This is a genomic window from Shewanella algidipiscicola, assembly GCF_003605125.1.
In the GTDB taxonomy this organism is placed as follows: Bacteria; Pseudomonadota; Gammaproteobacteria; order Enterobacterales; family Shewanellaceae; genus Shewanella; species Shewanella algidipiscicola.
In genome coordinates this window covers 425,007-443,441 of sequence record NZ_QPQT01000001.1, presented here as the reverse complement: position 1 = coordinate 443,441, position 18,435 = coordinate 425,007, and the positions used below count along the sequence as shown (strand labels likewise).

The following is an 18,435-nucleotide window of genomic DNA, read 5'->3' as shown; positions in this document are numbered from 1 at the left end:
GTCGTCACCGTGTGCTCGACTTGTTGTTGGTGCTTGTCACGTATTTGCACAAGGTATGAGTTTGTTCTATGTTTTTAACGTGACCAAGGAAAAAGGAATGCTGGTCATCCCCTAATGGATACTCAAGGAGTTGGTTATGAAAGCAACATTATTGGGCTGTTTAATCGCGGCTACATTGGCAATCGGTTCGGCTCATGGGGCCGAAAAAGTTGAGCCTGTCACTGTGAATGCACCAGTTCAGGCGCAAGCTGTTAATATCAATACCGCCACAGTAGAGCAGTTAAGTCAGCTAAAAGGAATTGGCGAAAATAAGGCGATGGCGATTATTGAGTACCGTAATACCTACGGTAAATTCACTGATATCAATCAATTGTCCGAGGTTAAAGGCATAGGTCCTAAACTACTGGAGGACAATCGCGCCAATATCACATTGTAAATGATTGACTTGTTTTTATTAAAAATACCCGCGCTTGTGGGTATTTGTTTATAGATTCACCACTCAGGCATAAAGAATGCCTCATATGCAGATATTCGCTTGATCGCATCTGCTGCATGATAGATAATGCCCCCGTCTTAGAGTGAACATGCTTTAAGGATCTATGGTGACCCTAGGGTCCCCCCGCAATGATAACTTGTGAACTCGGCCAGGCCCGGAAGGGAGCAACCGCAGCAGGCGACTCATGTGCCGGGGTGTGGCTCTAGGGAAACCTCCAAACCTCCTGTAAACCAATCTTAAAAATTAAATTCTAATCAAAGGTTTATTTCATAAAGACCGCAAATAGTACACTCGATGAGAAATCGGTTAGCTAAAACTTGCATTATCTTTTCTAATATTTGCCGTTTTATCTTTGGTTAATGCCGTGCCGTTATAAATAGTGAAATACCCATAGGTGTGATTTTTTATGTCTGGGGGTCTGAGTTATGTCTGGAAAGTCGCGAGCGTGTGAATACCAAGGCGTACGCCCTTAATTGAAATCCTTGGTAACGTGAAACTATTAATTGAAAGCGTTGGTTCTATTTATAGGTTTTCCTGTTTAGGAAGCTTAGTTTTTAAAAAAGCGCGAGATTTCTCTAAGGCGGATTGGATCTCCGTTTTCATCTGCTTGAGTTCGTCATAATCTTCAAAAAAATAGGTATCGACGAGATGACGAATATAGCGTACGGGCAGCTGATTGAGCGTCACGCAGCATAAATCGGCGAGATAGTCTTCGGGGAGTTCATCAATTAACCCTTCATCAGACAGCATCTCGAGTAACAGTACTTCATAATAATTTCGAATTTCTAGTTGCATGCATCTATCTCCACGATGAGGGGCTTGGCTTATATCGTTTGTCTAGTTTGCAATCATATTGGCTTAGCCGCAATAACTATTTAGCGTTGCGTGATAGTCAGGTACGTGATGCAAAGTAGGGTAATACTGACAATGTTATTAAGTGTAAACGCGAGAAAGGTGTGAGGCGGTATATTGTTCGAGGCGAAACTGGGGGCGATTTCGATATGGGGAGCGTCACGCCAACATATTGCCAGCGTGACTCAGCTTGTGGTACTTACAACTTAATCACAACTGTTTGATAGCCCAGCTCATAAACTCTTTGCGTGTTTTTTCATCGGCGTGTAACCACCAATATTGCAACATTTGCTGAGCATGTTCAGCTTCGCTCTTGTTGCTGGGTGTTGTTGTTGCGGGTAATGTCGCGGCTTCGATTGCACTAATAGGTTTTGCGGGGACGGAGCTGGCAGCCACAGCGCTGCCCGTTGCAACGGCTGCTGCGGCTTCAACATCTTGTCCGCTGTCATTACCAAAGAGTCTACCGATGAATGAAGACTCAGTTATATCAGTTTGTTCCACCTGATAACTGACTTGCCCACCACCTGTTCGAGTGACAATAACCTCGGGGGATTTAGCAAACTCTTTCGGGCGTTTAATAATTTCACCTTCGGCAGGCTGTAGCTGGTATTGATAGTCTCCATCAACTTTAAGGGTAACGATAAAGGGAGATGATTTGATAAAGCTCTCGCTGTCACTGAAGTCATCTTGCACCATATCGTGATAACGGATAGCGATTTTATGTGTACCGTTATCTAGGCTTAAATCGGCCTTATGATTAAACAAGCTGCTTTCTACTTTTTGACCATTAAGGGCTAAGTATTCAAATGCCATGGGAATGGTGAGGTTGGCGGCCATTGCCGATGAGCTACCAAGCAAAGCGATTAAAGCGATTGGCATTACTGATTTCATTGTTACTCCTTAACGATTATGACTTCTATACGGGCGTTCAAACGCCTGAATGCGATCTTCTATATAACTAATAGCTTGTCGACACTTACCTAAGCGACGATGGACTAAAAGTATCTCATTTTGCAGTGCAATTTTGTCAGCACTATGACAGTTTTCAAGTTTTGATTGTAAATCTGCAATTTTTTGCTCAAATGTTTGAACCCAGTTCAAATGTTTGTTTAATTCATCATACAGCTGGTGGCTATTATGCATTACGCCAGAGGCAATCCAACTAAAACCGCTATCGGCGTGGGATTGTTGCCGTCGTTGCTTAGCATTAGCAATACGCGATACTCTTTGTTGCTCGGCCGATTTCACATCAAGTGTGGTGGTATTCAGTGCCCGGCGCAATGCGGTAAATCTATCTTGAATACCTTCACAGCTTAGCGCTACGGTCGATGTCGAGATATTTCCCTTGAGTAGTTTTTCGAGCTGCGTAATTTTATTGCTGATTTGACTGATACAAGGGGCAAGCTGGGCACCAGATTGATTAAATAAGCCATGGTTAAAACGCTCGGTATCGTGTAGTAGCTTACGTTGTCCTTTTGCCAGTTGACTGTCATGTTGCAGTACTTCTTGCTCTAATTGCTTAAGTTGGACTCGTAAACGATGAATTAGTTCTGAGGTGTTCATGCCCATGCACTCCACGCCAAATTGACGGCAATCAAAATAACCACGGTGATAAATAGCGGACGGATAAATGGTACGCCAAATTTGATTGCGGTGCGAGCGCCAACAAACGAGCCTAACATCATGCATAAGCCCATGGATAAACCGATAACAATATTGACTTGTCCCAAGGCTAAAAAGACCATTAAAGAGGTTAGGTTACTGATAAAGGTCATGGCGCGGGCTAATCCACAACTGTTGAGTACTGGTAATTGGTATTGTGAAATACTGCTGATTGTCCAAAATGCTCCAACAGCAGGCCCTGCAAAACCATCATAAAATCCCAGTGGTATCCCTTGGCGCCATTGCTTAAAGGCCGATGGCGCGCGAGTTGGAGGTAAGTGGGTGTTAGCTCCCATTACGCTGGGTTTTAGCAAGGTGTAGATGGCAATGATGATGATTATAAGTGGCAGTAATTTTTCGAGCCATTGATTATCAATTAGATACACTACGAAGGTGCCAATAACAGCCCCAATAAAGGTGGCTATTGAAGCATGGTACCAAAAGCGTGGTTCAAAAAAGTGTTTACGATAATAGGTAAATGCCGCCATGGATGAGCCAAAGCTGGCGGCCAATTTATTGGTACCGAGCGCCGCGTGTGGCGGTACGCCTATGGTTAATAACGCCGGGATCGACAGTAAGCCACCGCCGCCGGCGACAGCGTCAATAAAGCCGGCAATAAAACCTGTGGCGGCTAAAATAACCCAAACGCTGGGGTCTAAAAGTAACTCCAATGTGGTTCCTACTCTATCACTTGGCGAAACGGCGGTAAGGCATCAAGCAGTGACTTACCGTAGCGTTTAGTCACTAAACGCCGATCTAAGATAGTGATACGGCCATAATCCTCTTCCTTACGCAGTAATCTACCACAACTTTGGATCAATTTACGCGATGCGTCGGGTATGGTCAGTTGTAAGAACGGATTACCGCCCTTTATCTTGATATATTCTGCATGGGCTTGCTCAACCGGAGAGGTTGGCACTGCAAAGGGTAATTTGGTGATAATTAAATTGGTAAGATAATCCCCAGGCAGATCGAGCCCTTCAGAGAAGCTGCCCGTGCCGAAAATAATACTTACCTCGCCAGCATCACAGCGCTGTTTATGTTGTGTCAGCAGTTGTTGACGCGAGTCTTCCCCTTGGATCAATAATGGGCTGTCAATCTTGGGGCGGACAATATCGGCCACTTTTTCCATCTGCCAGTATGAGGCAAACAGCACTAAGGTGGCGGTTTCACCTTCGATAAGGGTCAATATCTGCTCGGCAAGCTCATCGGTATAACGGTCGTCCGTAGGTTCGGTACGCATTTTTGGCAGATATAAGGTCGCATTTTGCTCAAAATCAAATGGGCTATCCATGGCTAGATAACGACTGCCATCATTTATCGACAGGCCCACTTGATGGGTAAAATGATTAAAATTGTTCAGTGCACGTAATGTAGCGCTGCACAGAACCACGCCGGCGGCTTTCTCCCACAATAAGGATTCGAGCATGAAGCCCACTTCAATTGGTGAGACGTTACACAAGTAGTCGTGTTGTTTTCCCGGAAGTTGCTCTATCCATCTGGCCATAGGCGCCCCTTTAGGACTGTCGGTCTTGGCCATCATCTTCCACAATTTTTGCAGGTTTTCTAAGCGCTGCAGCATAAAGCCGGTTTCGCTCAGCAGTTGCTCAGCCTGATGCTTGGGCAGTTCACCATCTTTTATGGCTTCGTTGAGCAGGGTTAGCATTTTATTAAATTGTTTGAGGGCATTATTAGAGGCGCTCGCTAAGTTTTCCGCTTGAATAACCAAAGGTTGCGGCAGCTTGCCATGCTCAAAACGGATGCGGTTTTCAGGGTTATCAAATGCCGCGCCTTGGCCATCGCAATACTGCGCCACGGCGTTGAGCAAGCCAGTTAATTCGTTAATATGGTCTAACATCGCCTGAGCAGGGGCAATAATATGGTTACTCTTCAGCTGATTTTGCAGCTTAGCACTGGTTTTGCCTATCTTTTCTAACCAATCGACCGCGCCCCTAAGTGTCGCCTGCGCACTGGAGAAATCTCTGGCGACGATCGGGAGATGATGTGCTTCGTCAATCACATAATAGAGATCTTCTGGATCGGGCAAAATCACCCCGCCACCTAGCTCGAGGTCGGCAAAAAGCAGACTGTGGTTAGCGATTAATACATCCCAGGTATCAATATCTTCACGCGCCTTATGAAACGGGCAGTGGCGATGACTGGCCAGTTGCCGATGACAGCTGTGCTTGTCGCAGGCGATTTGGCTCCAAAGGTGATCGGGCAGTTGTTGCGTCAGGGTATCACGCTCGCCATTCCAATGGCCTTCATGGAAATCTTTTAATAAGCTTTGTAATAAGGCTATCTGGCTGTTATCGGGTTTAGTTTGCCACATGGCCATCTGCGTGCCGTCATCACTGCCAATGAGCATTTCGAGTTTGGCTAAGCAGACGTAGCGTTGACGCCCTTTGACCAGGCCAAAGGTAAAGTCGAGTCCAGATTGCTGTAAAAAGAAGGGCAAATCTTTATTGAGCAACTGCTCTTGCAGCGCGACAGTTGCGGTGGCAATACAGACTTTTTTCTTGTTCGCTAAGGCAAGTGGAATGGTACCGAGAATATAAGCCAATGACTTACCAATCCCCGTGCCGGCTTCGACGACAATGATACGCCTATGTTTGTCATATTCACCTGCTAATGTTTTTGAGATCTCTGCCACAATATAGTTTTGCTCGCGCCGAGAGCGAAAGTTGGGCAAGGCGGCCGCAATATCTTTATAGATAGTGCGGATCTGAGTTTTAACGTTGGCAGATAACATGGAGGCACATAGCAGAGAAATACAGCTGTACATAATAACAGTAAAACAGTATCAGCGGAATATGATTCAGCGCTTAATCAGTCGTTATAAGCACCAGAGGTTATCTGTTTGTGCTTCAGGGTTTTGGTGTTTTGTTCGTTGTGCGCTTGGTAGCACAAATGAAATTTTAGTGAGCAAGCTCATACTGCACCCTGTAAGTCATTTGTTTAAGTTGCGAAATTGATAACATAGCTTCTGCTTTTACATTGTTAACATTTGTAAGACTAACAACTGTGATCGGCAGCGCACTCTTTTACGTATTGGGTCTGTCAGTCATAACGCACTGCAAGGCAACATAATCTCGGGAAGAAGTCACCTTAATATGGTCAGTAAGCATACTAACGCAGAACGTGAAGTCGAGTTTGATCTCGATGCTAATCTCATTTCAACCACAGATCCCGCTAGCAACGTCACTTATGCTAATGCCGGTTTTTGTGATATTGCCGGCTATCAAGCTGATGAATTAATTGGTAAACCACACAATATAGTGCGTCATGCCGATATGCCAAAGTCGGCTTTTAAACAGTTATGGCACACGGTTCAATCTGGGCGCAGCTGGATGGGGCTTGTGAAGAACGCCCGTAAAGAGGGCGGTTTTTATTGGGTCTCTGCGTTTATCACCCCCATCACAGATGCTAAGGGTAAGATTATTGAATACCAGTCTGTGCGTACAAAACCTAATCGAGAATGGGTTAAGCGTGCAGAGTCGCTCTACAGTGAAATGAGCCAAAAAGGGATGCCATCTAAGCTATCAAGGCCGCGGTTTAATTATCGTTGGGCACGTTATCTGGCTGCGTTAACTACGCTCGCTAGCACCATAGTTATGATGAGCGGTGCGTCGTTGTACGCAGGTGGTATGGTATCGATACTGGCGATGGCCGGGCTTTTACTCAATGAATTTTTCCATCAACGACGTTTAGGGCAGGTGGCAACGCTGGCGACACAAGCATATGATAATCCGTTGATGGAACTGGTGTATACCGGGCGCTATGATGAATATTCTATGATTGAACTGGCGCTGCAAAAGCGTAAAGCTGAGGTGCGTGCAATTGTTGCCAGGGCTTGCGAAACTGCTGAGGGAATTCACGTTAGCGCCGAGCAAGAGTTAGTCAATCAAGAAGAGATTAAGGACAATTTAGATAACCAAGGTGCAGGGACTGACTCGGTGGCCACCGCGGTAACTGAAATGGCTAGTTCTATTCGAGATGTGGCAGATAATGCGATGGCGGCATCACAACTGGTAGAACAAGTGAATCAGCTTGCTGACGACGGCCTCGATAATGTGCAAACCACGATAGATTCGGTGGCTGAGCTGCACTCAGAATTGGAGCGTGCCAAAACCATTATTAATGATCTGTCGGTGAGCAGCCAAGAGATTGAAAAGATCCTCGAAGTGATTGGTACCATAGCCGATCAGACTAACCTGCTGGCCCTAAATGCCGCGATAGAAGCGGCTCGAGCGGGGGAAAGTGGCCGCGGATTTGCGGTGGTGGCCGATGAGGTGAGAGCGTTAGCCTCAAAAACCCAAGCTTCCACCGAGGAAATTCACAGCATGATAACTCACCTACAACATACCGCAGGCCAAGCGGTGACGGCGACACAAAGAGGCAGTCATTTATCAGATGTGTGCCGAGACAATGCCGTACGTACTGGTGATGTGCTTAAACATGCTAATAGTATGCTGGGCGAAGTGGCCAGTGCTAGCCAACAAATTGCCGCTGCGGTGCATCAGCAAGCGAGTGTGACAGAAGACATTAATGTCAACATCATCTCCATTCAGCAGTTGTCATTAGCCAATATTGAGCGATGCGATCACTCGGTGAAACGTGGTTCTGACTTGGTGAGTCAGTTAGGCGATTTACAACGTTTAATGCAGCAATTTCAAAAACGATAACGCGATTGCTTAAGCACAATCGCTCATCATCGCCACGTCTCTTAAACTAAGTCCCTTAAATGGCAGGCATTGTGGATTGAGGCCGTCAGCAGAAAGCTAAATGAGTATGAACATACGCCGCTGATATAGCGGCGTTTTTATATCTATAGCGACCGCAACCAAACTGCCAAGCAATCAAATAACCAAGTGAGGTGTATCTGTTATCGGCATGCTTCTACTTAACGCGCTCAATGTGGGATGGATAATGCCAGATGGTTAATTCTACAAGGTTAATTCTACAAGGTTAATTCTACAAGGTTAATTCCATGAGACTGAGCCCACTAGATTAATGCTACTCGCCTAATGACTAATGCCTAGGTTTTAGGCTGCAACAGGCTTAGCATCGACTAAATCGAGTCAGTAAAAGGCATAAAAAAACGCCATCATGTTAATCATGACGGCGTTGATTAAGGGGCAATCGCGCGATGTGTTTACACCTTATAAATCTTAGCGGGTAAGGCTTGGCGAACGGCGGCGCCAACCACCCAGTCGAGCATCACGCCTTGGCCTTTGCGGGTAGGGTCGATAAGGCCGATGTCGTTAATATTGACCCCATCGCTGGATTTCATTTTAACGGGCTGCTGTTTGTCACCAATCCAATGAGCCCGCTCACCTAGCTCAGTATGGCCAAACCCATGCTCAAACCCTAAAGTCCCGGGCATTATCCCCTCAACGACCATTGCTAAGGCTTGGGTTTTAGCGCTTGGGGTTTCAATCATAAAGTGATCGCCGGTGCTTATCCCCGCATTGTTAGCGTCAACGGGGTGAATATACACAGGGTTAATCCCTTTAATAGAGGCGAGGCGTGGTGATAAATTAGACACCGAGCTGTGGATGTTTGACTTAAAGTTGGTCAAGCTAAACGGCCACTGTGTTTTAGGGTATTGTTGCTCAAATGGCGTGCCGTCAGCCAAGCGTTGCGGTGACCAAGTTGGGCAACCTAGGTAGCGCTCGCCGGTCATGGTGTTGATTGATGTACCGACGGTTTCATTCCAAATGGCCAGTGGCTTGGCCCAGCGATGCTTCATTCTCTCTTGCTGGTAAGCTTGGCTGGCGTCTTCAAAACGACCGCCACGGGCAAAGATGTAGCCCACTTTTCGCATCTCTTCACCTGTTAAGGTACGGGTCATCGCCGGCATGAGGCGCTCAAGCCCTGACCAAGCAATGTCTTCTGCTTCGACGCTCGGAACGCCGCCTTTAACATAGGCAAGGTTTGCCGCCGCCCGCAGGTAGAAATCTTCAGCGCTGTGGATCCCATGCCAGTTGCCTTGGTTGTCTGGTATCGCATTGTCGCCAAAGCCGCCTAGTTCCATCCGTTTAGCCACATCGATAACGAAGTTTTCAAGGTTAATCGCTCGGCCATCGGCAGTTTTGTCGGTGCGCGGTTCAACAATGGGCCAGCGTGCGGTGACCGCTTTGGTCGGTACGCCGTGCCAAGGGGTAGACATGCCCCAGCTTTCATAGGTGACAGTGTCGGGCACAATATAATCAGACAGCGCAGTAGTCTCATTGATAAAAGCATCAATAGAGATAATCAGGCCTAATTGCTGTGGATCTTTCAGCTTATCGCCCAGCAGGGTATTTAGCCCGGGTACCCCATAAAGCGGGTTGGCCATGTGGTTAATCCAGGCTTTGGCTTTATAAGGGTAACCGTCGATAGCCGCCGATAAGTGCTCGGTGAGCAGTGGGGCTGATATCGGATACCAAGGCGCGCGAGTAGGGTATGGTGACTCTCCAGCGGCGACGCGGCGTTTATATTCGCTGGTTTTTTGGTAGGGGAATTTACTGCGAGATAAGAAAATCCCTTTTGGCTTAGTCTTGCCGTTAAATTGGGTGAAATCGTAACGTGGGCCTGCGGCCGATGTGGGGTAACCACCGGCTTTAGCCATGGCGCCACCTTTCATATTAATGTTACCAATCAGCGCGTTAAGCATTAAAATAGTAAAAGAGTTATAAAAGCCATTGGTGTGCATATTGCCGCCATGGGTATCGACTACCGCTTTGGTGCCGTGGCTGGTGAACTCGCGCGCTAAGGCTTCGATTTGTGCTACCGCGATGCCACACTGCTGGCTATAAAACGCCAAGTCATGCTTAAAGGCTTCCTCTTTTAAGCGTTGCAATGATGATTTTACGCGGATATTTTTGCCATGGCTAATGACTTGCCTATCGACAAACAGCTGCGCCGCATCGTCTTGGGTATTGACGTTAAGTTGCTCTGAGGCCGCATTAACCACCACAAAAGGGTCGCTGTCAGATAACGGCTCACCGCTATAGCTCAGGCCAATATCGGAGGCGCGCAGGAAGCGGCCATTATCGGCATGACTCTCGTCACTTATCACCAAGTGTGTGGCATTACACCAATGGGCAGTATTGGCTTTTGCCATAGCTGCGGCGCTAGGCTGGGCCAAAAAGGATTGGTTGTAAGCGTGATTAGCGATGATCCATTGGATCATGCCCAGCACTAAAGCAGAGTCTGTACCTGGGTTGATGGGCAGCCAATTGTTGTTATCACCGGCGGCTAAGCTCGATGAGCCTGCTGGTAAACTCGGGGCGATGATGGTGTATTTGAGCCGACCGCTAGTGCGTCCTTCGGCCAATTGCCTTGCTTGGCGTTTAAACGGGTTGCCCGCTTGCGCCGGTGACATACCAATAAATAGCACGTATTCGGCGTGGTCTAAATCGGGTTTTAGATGAGCGAATTTATTCAAATCATTCATCATGGCGCCCGAGCCTGCACGAAACGCATAGCCACAATAGGAACCATGGTGACCAAAGTTACGCGTGCCGTAACTGTTGAAGGCAAAGCGTTTTAAAATATCATCACGGCCTTCGTTTCCCGCATTGGTGACTAATAGCTGGTTGGCTTTGGGGCCATATTCGGGGTTTTGGGGATCCAGCGGGGTGTGAATGTCGCGTATTTCACGCAGCCCAGTTACTTGGCCTTCACCAAACAGATCGCCGCCTTCTATCACTTCGTTGAGCAACTGCTCATAGCTAATGGGTTGCCACTTGCCTTCGCCGCGTTTACCCACACGTTTAAGCGGTTGGGTGATACGATAAGGGCTGTTGCGTATCTCTAACATGCCATTGCCGCGGGCGCAGGCGGTGGAGCGTCCCGCGAGCCCAGCTTCGCCCATTAAAGAACGATAAGCCTCTTTAACAGGGGTCGCGTAAGGGATTTGCTCATGGTGCGATAGTGGGTGGTATGGGTTACCAGCAATGCGCAATATATCATCGGTACGATTATCGATACGTACTCGCAGGCCACATAACGACCAACAGCCAAAACACATAGACGGCGCGACTCTTTGATCTGGATTAGGCAGTAGTTTGCCATTCGCATTGAGGTGATATTCTGGCGCTAACGAGTTGCCGTGGTGAATGTGCTGAGTCTTTTTACCCGCAGTGCCCTCTAAGGTTCCTTTGACTGCATGATGAATGGTGTCACTGTAACCGGCTGAAAATGCACCTAATCCACCAACAGCAAAACCTGATTTTAGTAGCAGACGACGTTTATTATCCATTTTAAAATCCTTAAATATGTTGGTTATTGCTGCGGAGCTTGAGGTTGGCGAGCCGCAGTAGCTTTAGTGTTGATAAGCTCTGAGGCGATAAGTGCCAGTGCCAGCCATAGGCCGAATATGCCAATGATCCCAAGCCAGCCGGCGCTACCAGCGGGTAATTGATAGGCAAAATCTCCCACATCGAAGCGAGCAATGGTTTGTACTTCCAAAATAGTCACCCAACGAATGATCCACGCACACAGTAGGCTGCAAACTAACATGGCAATGACTCCGAATTCGCGCGTGGCAAGGACGCCGAACAGCAGCGCTAAACCAATACACACCAATAAGGACGCGGCCATCAGCGTAAGATTGATGAGCCAAACGGGATCGGCGAACAGTGAAAAGCTGGGGTTGTTTGAGGCCCAAATCGGCACTAACACTAATGCCAAGGTCGCAGCAATAACGCTAGTGCGTTGGATGATGTTGCGATCGGCGCAGCTTAACGCCGGTTTTGTCGCGTTAGGCAGCAGTGTCCATGTGAGTAGGGTAAAGCCGATGGCGCCAACAAATGCGCTGGTAAACCACAGTAGCGCTGAAGCGGGTTGATGCCATAAAGGGCGACTGGCGATGACTGAAATTTCGGCGCCAGTATAGATGGCAATACTCAACCCTGATAGCGCGGTAAGGCTGGCGGCCATCAGTAACTGCTTGGGAGTACTTTGCCATTGCCCCAAGGTTAACAGCGCTACCTTGCGCAGCCAGGGGGACTCGCTAAACTGCCACGCGGCAATATCGCGGCGCAAATAAAGCCAGGCGGTCAGCACGCTTAGCCCAGAAAATAGCGGTAAGAAAAACGAGCCTAATGACATCCAAGACCATGGCGTGACATGAAAATAGAAATGCCAAGCGCGGCCCGGTTGATGTAGATCGCCCGTGAGTGCCAGCGGGCCAACAATGGCGCCGATGGCCATGGTGAGCGCGAGTGCCACACGAAAATGGTGGGTGGTTTGACGGCTAAAAAACAAGGCGACGAGAAACAAGATTGCCGCGGCGTAAGAGGCGCCAATATAGAAAAAGTATTGCACTGCCCAGGGAAGCCAGGCCACTTCTTGTGCTGGAATCAAGATTTCGGTGATGTTCATGATTGTTCTCCCACAGGTTCGTAGAGGGCGGCTTGACCGTCGACATGGCTGACGAAGCGCTCATCCATGCCGATGTAAAACACGTGTGGATGAGTATTGTTTTCAGGTTTAAGTACCTTGATATCGTCTTTGTTTGCGGTCAGTAATTGGCTGATCACACTATTAGGGTCGTTGATATCGCCAATCACGCGAGCACCGCCCACACAGGTTTCGACGCAGGCTGGGAGTAAGCCCTCTTCTAATCGATGGGCGCAGAAGGTGCATTTATCGGCAGTTAAGGTGTCGTGATTGATAAAGCGGGCATCATAAGGGCAGGCCTGGACGCAATAGGCGCAGGCAACGCAGCGCTCGTTATCGACCATGACGATGCCATCTTCACGTTGAAAGGTAGCTTGTACTGGGCAGACCTTGACACAAGGCGGGTTATCGCAATGGTTACACAAACGCGGTAACATAAATGCCTTCACCTGCTGGGGTTGTTCTTTACCGTCTAGCTTGACTTCGTACTGTTTAACCGTGGTTCTGAACTGACCAATTGGTGCCTGATTTTCTATGCTGCAGCCGACGGTGCAGGCTTGGCATCCGACGCATTGACGCAGATCGATCGCCATGGCATAGCGTTTACCTATGTGACCTTTACGATCGGCTTGTTGGTTGTTGCGAATAACCGTACTGGCAACCGCAGTATTGACTCCTGCTACGGGAATGAGCGCCGCACCGGCAGTAATACCCGCTATGCGATTAAGAAAATGTCGTTTATCAGTATCCATATAACGCCTACTTGGGTGGGTGATAAAATGTACTGCGGCCATTGTTCGTTATTCACATCAGTGGCGGTATTGTGGATTTCCACATACCCAGATCAATATTGATCTAGAACAAGTTATATGACCGCCATAGGGTGATATACCTCTAATAATTAAGAAGATATGATACATAAACAGGAGAATGAGGCCTTGAGTCCATGCTTGATATTTCGATGTCAAAGAGCGCTATTTAATAATGCATTACGGCTAAGTCCAACATGGCTAAAAACAGCATGGCGCGGCGACTTAATGCACTGGGGGCTATGGCTCAGTGCATGCGCTGTTATTTGCTCTGCTATTAATCCTGCTCTAGCCGAAATGCCGACCGATAGCGTAAGCAGCCAAAGGGGGGCGCAGCGCGATATTGTCATTGCTGATGCTAACCAGCCTGTTGCGGTGAAAATGATCGATGTCGCGGTATTAGCCACTCGTGGTAAGTCGGCGGCACGTCATCGTTGGCAGCCAACGATGACGTGGCTGGAGTCACATATTGCCAATTCCCGTTTTATGTTACATCCGCTAACCTTGGATGAAATGGCCAACGCCGTTGAGCAGCTTAAGGTCGATTTTGTGATAACCAACCCCGGACAAGCGGTACAGCTTGGGCGGCAATTTGATCTCTCTTGGCTGGTAACCATGACCAGCCATACAGGTGAGAGCCAAACCAACAGTATTGGCTCAGCGCTGGTGGTGCGCCGTGATTCCCCCTATTACAGTGTTGAGCAGCTTTACGGTAAACCCCTCTCTGCGGTGGCCAGTAACGCCTTTGGGGGCTATTTAAGTTTGCGCCATCATTTAATAAGTCAGGGTTTTGATGCCAATGCGTTTTTTTCACGTGTACGCTTTTTAGGCTTCCCCATCGATGCCAGTTTGTATCAGCTACGCGATAAGCATATTGAGGCTGCGGTCGTGCCTGCCTGTTTATTAGAAAGCATGGTGACAGATGGGTTACTCGAGGATAACTATCGGGTGATCCAGTCCCGCTCGCCGGCTTACTTTCCCTGCCAAGTGACCAGTGAACTATATCCCAATTGGTCATTTGCCAAGACCCAGCGTGCCACTAACGAATTAGCGAAACAGATGTCCCAAGCCTTATTGGCTATGCCTGCTGAGAGTGAGGCGGCCATTGCCGCCAGAGCGTCAGGTTGGACATCGCCAGTGAGCTTGTTAGCTATCGATAAGTTGTATCAAGAGCTGAACATGCATCCCTTGCATCTGCCTTGGTGGCAGGAGGCCTTTATCTGGCTTGATGATAATCAGCAGTGGGGCTGGTTGCTGTTTGTAACGTTAGTGCTGCTTAATGGCTATCACTTCTGGTTAGAGTATTGTTTTAACCGAAATAAGAAGCAGCTAGAGCAGGCGTTGCACCGACTAAAACACAATGGTGAGCTGCTCGAACATGCTCAGCGCGTTGCCATAGTGGGCGAGCTGGGCACCAGTGTGGCTCATGAAATTAATCAGCCTTTAGCGGCGATACGAAATTACACTGAAGCGGGGTTATTACGTATCGCTAAGCAGCGTCCGCTTGAGGATTTGGTGCCTGTACTTGAAAAAATTCAACATCAGGTAGAGCGAGTCGATAACATAGTGCAGCGACTACGAACGATGATCAAGAAGCATGCGGCTGAAAAAAAGTTTATCGATATTAATCAATTGATTATTGATACCATGGAGCTGCTTGATTTTCGTCTTACTAAGCTTGAGATCCCTTACCGTTTGTCACTACAGACGTCATTACCACTGTGTTATATTGACCCGATTGGCTTGCAACAAGTGTTAGTGAACCTCGTCACTAATGCCATTGATGCCTGCGTCAGTGCGCAGCACACCGATGTGACTTGGCAGCCAGAAATCGTCATTGAGAGCCATTATCAGGATAACGTTTTAACCTTAACGGTTAGCGATAATGGCATTGGTATCTCAGCAGAACAAGCCGCAGCGACCCAGGCCTTTGTGAGCACAAAAACACAAGGGCTGGGGCTAGGACTAGCAATTTGCCGTGATGTGATAGAAGATCATGCAGGGCAAATGAGTTTGAGCCCTATTGCGCCTCATGGCTGTAAAGTCACCATTGTTATCCCTGTATCGTTACCTCAGTGAGTAGAAAGTCCCATGAATAATCGCCTTACTAACTTGCCCGTGTATGTTGTCGATGATGATCAGTCTGTCAGGGAGTCTCTGGCATTTTTACTCGAAGAGTATGAATTTAATGTCGCAGTGTTTAGCGATGGTCAGCACTTTCTTGACAACGCAGCGCTGACGCAACCGGGTTGTGTGATTTTAGATAGCCGTATGCCAGTGCTGCGTGGCCAGCAAGTGCATCAACATTTACGCGATAATCAAAGTCCGCTAGCGGTGATCTATTTAACTGGCCATGGCGATGTGCCCATGGCGGTCGATGCGCTGCAAGCTGGGGCGGTCAACTTCTTCCAAAAACCGGTTAATGCCGAACAGCTGGTGGCCGCGATCAACCTTGCATTGGAAAACTCAATGCAGCAGCTGGATAAATTGGCTAGTATCGATGCTTACCAGTCATTAACCGAACGTGAGAAAGATATTTTGGGGTTAATTGTTGCCGGTAAACGTAATCAAAAAATTGCCGATGAGCTGTGTATCGCTATGCGCACCGTTGAAGTGCATCGCGCCAGTTTATTGAAAAAATTTGCCGCCAAAACTGTGGCAGAACTCGCCTATATTTATGGCGTGCTGCATTCGTGATTGTATCACCGATCTGCCTCTTTAATTAGGCGTACTTAAACAATGACAGGCCACCTTAAGTGACATCTCAATCTGTAACACCCAGCGCTGCCACATCTCAGCCTACTCGCTTAACCTCTGCTGGGGGGCAATCGATTAAAGGCCGAATATTGACTCGCCATCATGTGGGCAACGCCCTGCATTATTACCTAAAAACCCTCGATGGCCCTGTACGTGTGGTGATCAACGACAGTGAGCGAGTCTGCTTTTGTCGTACCCAAGATGTCGCTCAGCTGTTATCGCCTTTGGCGCACCAGTCTGTACGTACCGAAGCGCTGACACTAAAGACCTTTGATCATCAAGCGGTAACGGCGCTTTACTGTGGTAATAGCCAAAGTTTTCGTCAGTTAGTCAGAGAGGCGACCGACTTAGGGATAGCGCTGCACGAAGCCGATATTCGTCCTGAGCAACGCTACCTCATTGAACGTTTTATCGCCTTAGATGTGGAGTTTGTCGGTGAGTGGGTGCCAAATGAGAGTATCAAGACGCTTATCGGACATCGAGCCCGTCGTACAGATATTGATGTCACACTTTCTATCGTCTCTCTGGACTTTGAATGCTCAATGAGTGGCGAGCTTTATAGCGTTGGCTTATATGGCAAGGACAATGAGGGGAAAGCGATTGAGTTAGTTATTATGGTCGGCAACGGGGAAGGCGTGAATCCTCCATTGGTTGCTAGCAGCGTCACCTATATTGAATGGGTAGATAATGAAGCGGCGCTGATTATCGCCTTGATTAACTGGTTTGCACGCTTTGATCCCGACATTATCATTGGGTGGGCCGTGGTCACGTTTGACTTAGCCTTGCTGTATCGCCGTGCAGCTCTCCATCAAATTCCGCTTAAGTTGGGACGACATCATCAGCTGTTAACGTGGAAGGTGGAAGGTAAGTTTCGTCCTGAAACCTTGGTGCTTCCAGGGCGAGTGGTGCTCGATGGCATCGATTGGCTCAAGGCTGCATTTTATCAATTTGATAGTTATGCTTTAGACAATGTCTCTCGTCAGCTGCTTGATGAGGGCAAAGCGATTGATAATGTGGACAATCGGGGCGAGGAGATCACCACCTTATTTAATGAAGATAAGCTGGCGTTGGCCCATTACAACATCACAGATAGCCGCCTGGTGTGGGACATTTTTCAAAAAACGTCGCTGACCGAGTTTGCCCTTGAGCGTTCAAGACTAACAGGTTTGGAGTTTGGCAGAGTTGGCGCCTCTGTCGCCGCGTTTAATAATCTCTATTTACCGCATCTGCATCGCGCCGGATATGTCGCGCCAAGTGAGCCAGCAAGTGATGGCATAGAAAGCCCAGGCGGTTATGTGATGGATTCCATCCCTGGGCTTTATCAGCATATTTTAGTGCTCGATTTTAAGAGCCTATACCCTTCTATTATTCGTACCTTTTTAATTGATCCTAAAGGGCTGATCGAAGGACAGGCGATGAGCGATACCGATACCGTTGCAGGCTTTTTAGGCGCGCGTTTTAGTCGTAATGCGCCTATTTTACCTGACTTAGTGGCGGAGCTGGCCACTAAGCGCGAGCAAGCTAAGCGAGAAGCGAACGCACCATTGTCACAGGCGATAAAAATCATCATGAACTCCTTATACGGGGTATTGGGATCGCGGGGGTGCGTGTTTCATGATGCTAAGTTAGCCAGCTCAATTACCCTGCGTGGACATGAGATCATGAAACAAACCCGTCGATGGCTTGAAGAGATGGGGTTAACAGTGATCTACGGCGATACCGATTCTACTTTTGTGCATTTAGCTGATGTGAGCTCAATTGATAATATCGATGATTTCGCGCGTTCACTGGTGACTAAAATCAATAGAAAATGGCAACAAAGGCTAAAACGTGACTATAATTTAGCCTGTTATCTTGAGTTGGAGTATGAACGTCACTTTGAACAGTTTTTTATGCCAACCCTGCGTGGTTCGTTAGAAGGTTCAAAAAAGCGTTATGTCGGTGCCTATACCCAGAAAAATGGTGAATTAAAACTGGTTTTTAAGGGGATGGAGCAGGTGAGAAGCGATTGGAGTCCTGTAGCACGACAAATACAGGCTGAACTCTATCTTCGCTTGTTTACCAAACAAGATGTGGTGGAGTACTTAAAAAGCATGATAGTCGCGCTGCAGCGTGGCGAATTAGATGATCTATTAGTGTTTTCTAAGCGATTACGCCGCAATATTGAAGATTACACCGCAAAGTCTGCACCGCATGTCAAAGCCGCTACATTGTGGTGTGAGCGCAGTGGAGATAGTCGTTTCGGTAAACGAGGCTGTAAAGTGGAGTATGTAATGACAACCAATGGGGCTGAACCAAGGCAGTATTGTCATGGGAATATCGATTATCAGTATTACTTGGATAAGCAGATCGCGCCCATTTCTGATCCAATACTTACGATTTTGGAGCTTAGTTTCACCGAAGTGGCGTCAAAACAGCTAACGTTAATATAGTTGTTATTATTTTAATAGTTGTAACTCCGAGTGTTAA

Annotated in this window: 13 protein-coding genes and 1 other RNA gene; 6 read left to right on the top strand and 8 right to left on the bottom strand. The window is 47.7% G+C overall.

Annotation, left to right across the window (positions count from 1 at the left end):
• Positions 1-136: 136 nt before the first annotated feature.
• Positions 137-436, top strand: coding sequence for a ComEA family DNA-binding protein (locus tag DVO77_RS01865; RefSeq protein WP_119977050.1), 300 nt, complete (start codon positions 137-139; stop codon positions 434-436).
• A gap of 172 nt (positions 437-608) precedes the next feature.
• Positions 609-705, top strand: an RNA gene (ffs, locus tag DVO77_RS01860) — signal recognition particle sRNA small type.
• A gap of 313 nt (positions 706-1,018) precedes the next feature.
• Here ffs and DVO77_RS01855 read toward each other — a convergent pair.
• The 5 genes from DVO77_RS01855 to dinG all read right to left on the bottom strand — a co-directional run bounded on the left by DVO77_RS01855 (position 1,019) and on the right by dinG (position 5,762).
• Positions 1,019-1,291 carry a late competence development ComFB family protein gene (locus DVO77_RS01855; protein WP_110456713.1) on the bottom strand — a complete coding sequence of 91 codons (273 nt, stop codon included), beginning with the start codon at positions 1,289-1,291 and terminating at the stop codon, positions 1,019-1,021.
• 267 nt (positions 1,292-1,558) lie between these two features.
• Complete coding sequence (locus DVO77_RS01850; protein WP_119977049.1) at positions 1,559-2,239, bottom strand: DUF2057 domain-containing protein; 681 nt, start codon at positions 2,237-2,239, stop codon at positions 1,559-1,561.
• A gap of 9 nt (positions 2,240-2,248) precedes the next feature.
• Positions 2,249-2,911: a primosomal replication protein gene (locus tag DVO77_RS01845; RefSeq protein ID WP_110456814.1), complete on the bottom strand. Its 663-nt coding sequence runs from the start codon at positions 2,909-2,911 to the stop codon at positions 2,249-2,251.
• Positions 2,908-3,681 carry a sulfite exporter TauE/SafE family protein gene (locus tag DVO77_RS01840; RefSeq protein ID WP_110456711.1) on the bottom strand — a complete coding sequence of 258 codons (774 nt, stop codon included), beginning with the start codon at positions 3,679-3,681 and terminating at the stop codon, positions 2,908-2,910. The genes DVO77_RS01845 and DVO77_RS01840 overlap by 4 nt, the downstream gene beginning before the upstream one ends.
• Positions 3,682-3,689: 8 nt before the next feature.
• Positions 3,690-5,762, bottom strand: coding sequence for an ATP-dependent DNA helicase DinG (gene dinG, locus DVO77_RS01835; RefSeq protein WP_119977048.1), 2,073 nt, complete (start codon positions 5,760-5,762; stop codon positions 3,690-3,692).
• Between the two features lie 361 nt (positions 5,763-6,123).
• Here dinG and DVO77_RS01830 point away from each other — a divergent pair, with 361 nt between their 5' ends.
• Positions 6,124-7,695 (top strand): methyl-accepting chemotaxis protein, encoded by a 1,572-nt coding sequence (locus DVO77_RS01830; RefSeq protein WP_119977047.1) that lies wholly within the window; start codon positions 6,124-6,126, stop codon positions 7,693-7,695.
• 470 nt (positions 7,696-8,165) lie between these two features.
• Here the strand turns inward: DVO77_RS01830 and DVO77_RS01825 are convergent, their stop codons facing one another.
• From DVO77_RS01825 to dsrO, 3 genes are read right to left on the bottom strand one after another with little or no spacing between them, the layout of a single operon-like run.
• Positions 8,166-11,258: a tetrathionate reductase subunit A gene (locus tag DVO77_RS01825; RefSeq protein ID WP_119977046.1), complete on the bottom strand. Its 3,093-nt coding sequence runs from the start codon at positions 11,256-11,258 to the stop codon at positions 8,166-8,168.
• A gap of 23 nt (positions 11,259-11,281) precedes the next feature.
• Positions 11,282-12,382, bottom strand: a complete 1,101-nt coding sequence (gene nrfD, locus DVO77_RS01820; RefSeq protein WP_119977045.1) for an NrfD/PsrC family molybdoenzyme membrane anchor subunit — start codon at positions 12,380-12,382, stop codon at positions 11,282-11,284.
• Complete coding sequence (gene dsrO / locus DVO77_RS01815; protein ID WP_110456706.1) at positions 12,379-13,152, bottom strand: sulfate reduction electron transfer complex DsrMKJOP subunit DsrO; 774 nt, start codon at positions 13,150-13,152, stop codon at positions 12,379-12,381. Before dsrO ends, nrfD begins: the two co-directional genes overlap by 4 nt.
• A gap of 285 nt (positions 13,153-13,437) precedes the next feature.
• On the opposite strand from dsrO, the gene DVO77_RS01810 reads away from it, so the two are divergent.
• The 3 genes from DVO77_RS01810 to DVO77_RS01800 all read left to right on the top strand — a co-directional run bounded on the left by DVO77_RS01810 (position 13,438) and on the right by DVO77_RS01800 (position 18,398).
• Entirely contained in the window at positions 13,438-15,288 is a 1,851-nt protein-coding gene (locus DVO77_RS01810; RefSeq protein ID WP_211328745.1) for a sensor histidine kinase, read from the top strand.
• A gap of 12 nt (positions 15,289-15,300) precedes the next feature.
• Positions 15,301-15,906, top strand: coding sequence for a response regulator transcription factor (locus DVO77_RS01805; RefSeq protein ID WP_119977044.1), 606 nt, complete (start codon positions 15,301-15,303; stop codon positions 15,904-15,906).
• Between the two features lie 134 nt (positions 15,907-16,040).
• Positions 16,041-18,398, top strand: coding sequence for a DNA polymerase II (locus tag DVO77_RS01800; protein WP_259650891.1), 2,358 nt, complete (start codon positions 16,041-16,043; stop codon positions 18,396-18,398).
• Positions 18,399-18,435 lie beyond the last annotated feature (37 nt).

Bases quoted from the DNA above. Each gene is read 5' to 3' on its own strand.
- DVO77_RS01865 (WP_119977050.1), top strand. From the start codon at position 137: ATGAAAGCAACATTATTGGGCTGTTTAATCGCGGCTACATTGGCAATC.
- DVO77_RS01855 (WP_110456713.1), bottom strand. From the start codon at position 1,291: ATGCAACTAGAAATTCGAAATTATTATGAAGTACTGTTACTCGAGATG.
- DVO77_RS01850 (WP_119977049.1), bottom strand. From the start codon at position 2,239: ATGAAATCAGTAATGCCAATCGCTTTAATCGCTTTGCTTGGTAGCTCA.
- DVO77_RS01845 (WP_110456814.1), bottom strand. From the start codon at position 2,911: ATGAACACCTCAGAACTAATTCATCGTTTACGAGTCCAACTTAAGCAA.
- dinG (WP_119977048.1), bottom strand. From the start codon at position 5,762: ATGTTATCTGCCAACGTTAAAACTCAGATCCGCACTATCTATAAAGAT.
- DVO77_RS01830 (WP_119977047.1), top strand. From the start codon at position 6,124: ATGGTCAGTAAGCATACTAACGCAGAACGTGAAGTCGAGTTTGATCTC.
- DVO77_RS01825 (WP_119977046.1), bottom strand. From the start codon at position 11,258: ATGGATAATAAACGTCGTCTGCTACTAAAATCAGGTTTTGCTGTTGGT.
- nrfD (WP_119977045.1), bottom strand. From the start codon at position 12,382: ATGAACATCACCGAAATCTTGATTCCAGCACAAGAAGTGGCCTGGCTT.
- dsrO (WP_110456706.1), bottom strand. From the start codon at position 13,152: ATGGATACTGATAAACGACATTTTCTTAATCGCATAGCGGGTATTACT.
- DVO77_RS01810 (WP_211328745.1), top strand. From the start codon at position 13,438: ATGCACTGGGGGCTATGGCTCAGTGCATGCGCTGTTATTTGCTCTGCT.
- DVO77_RS01805 (WP_119977044.1), top strand. From the start codon at position 15,301: ATGAATAATCGCCTTACTAACTTGCCCGTGTATGTTGTCGATGATGAT.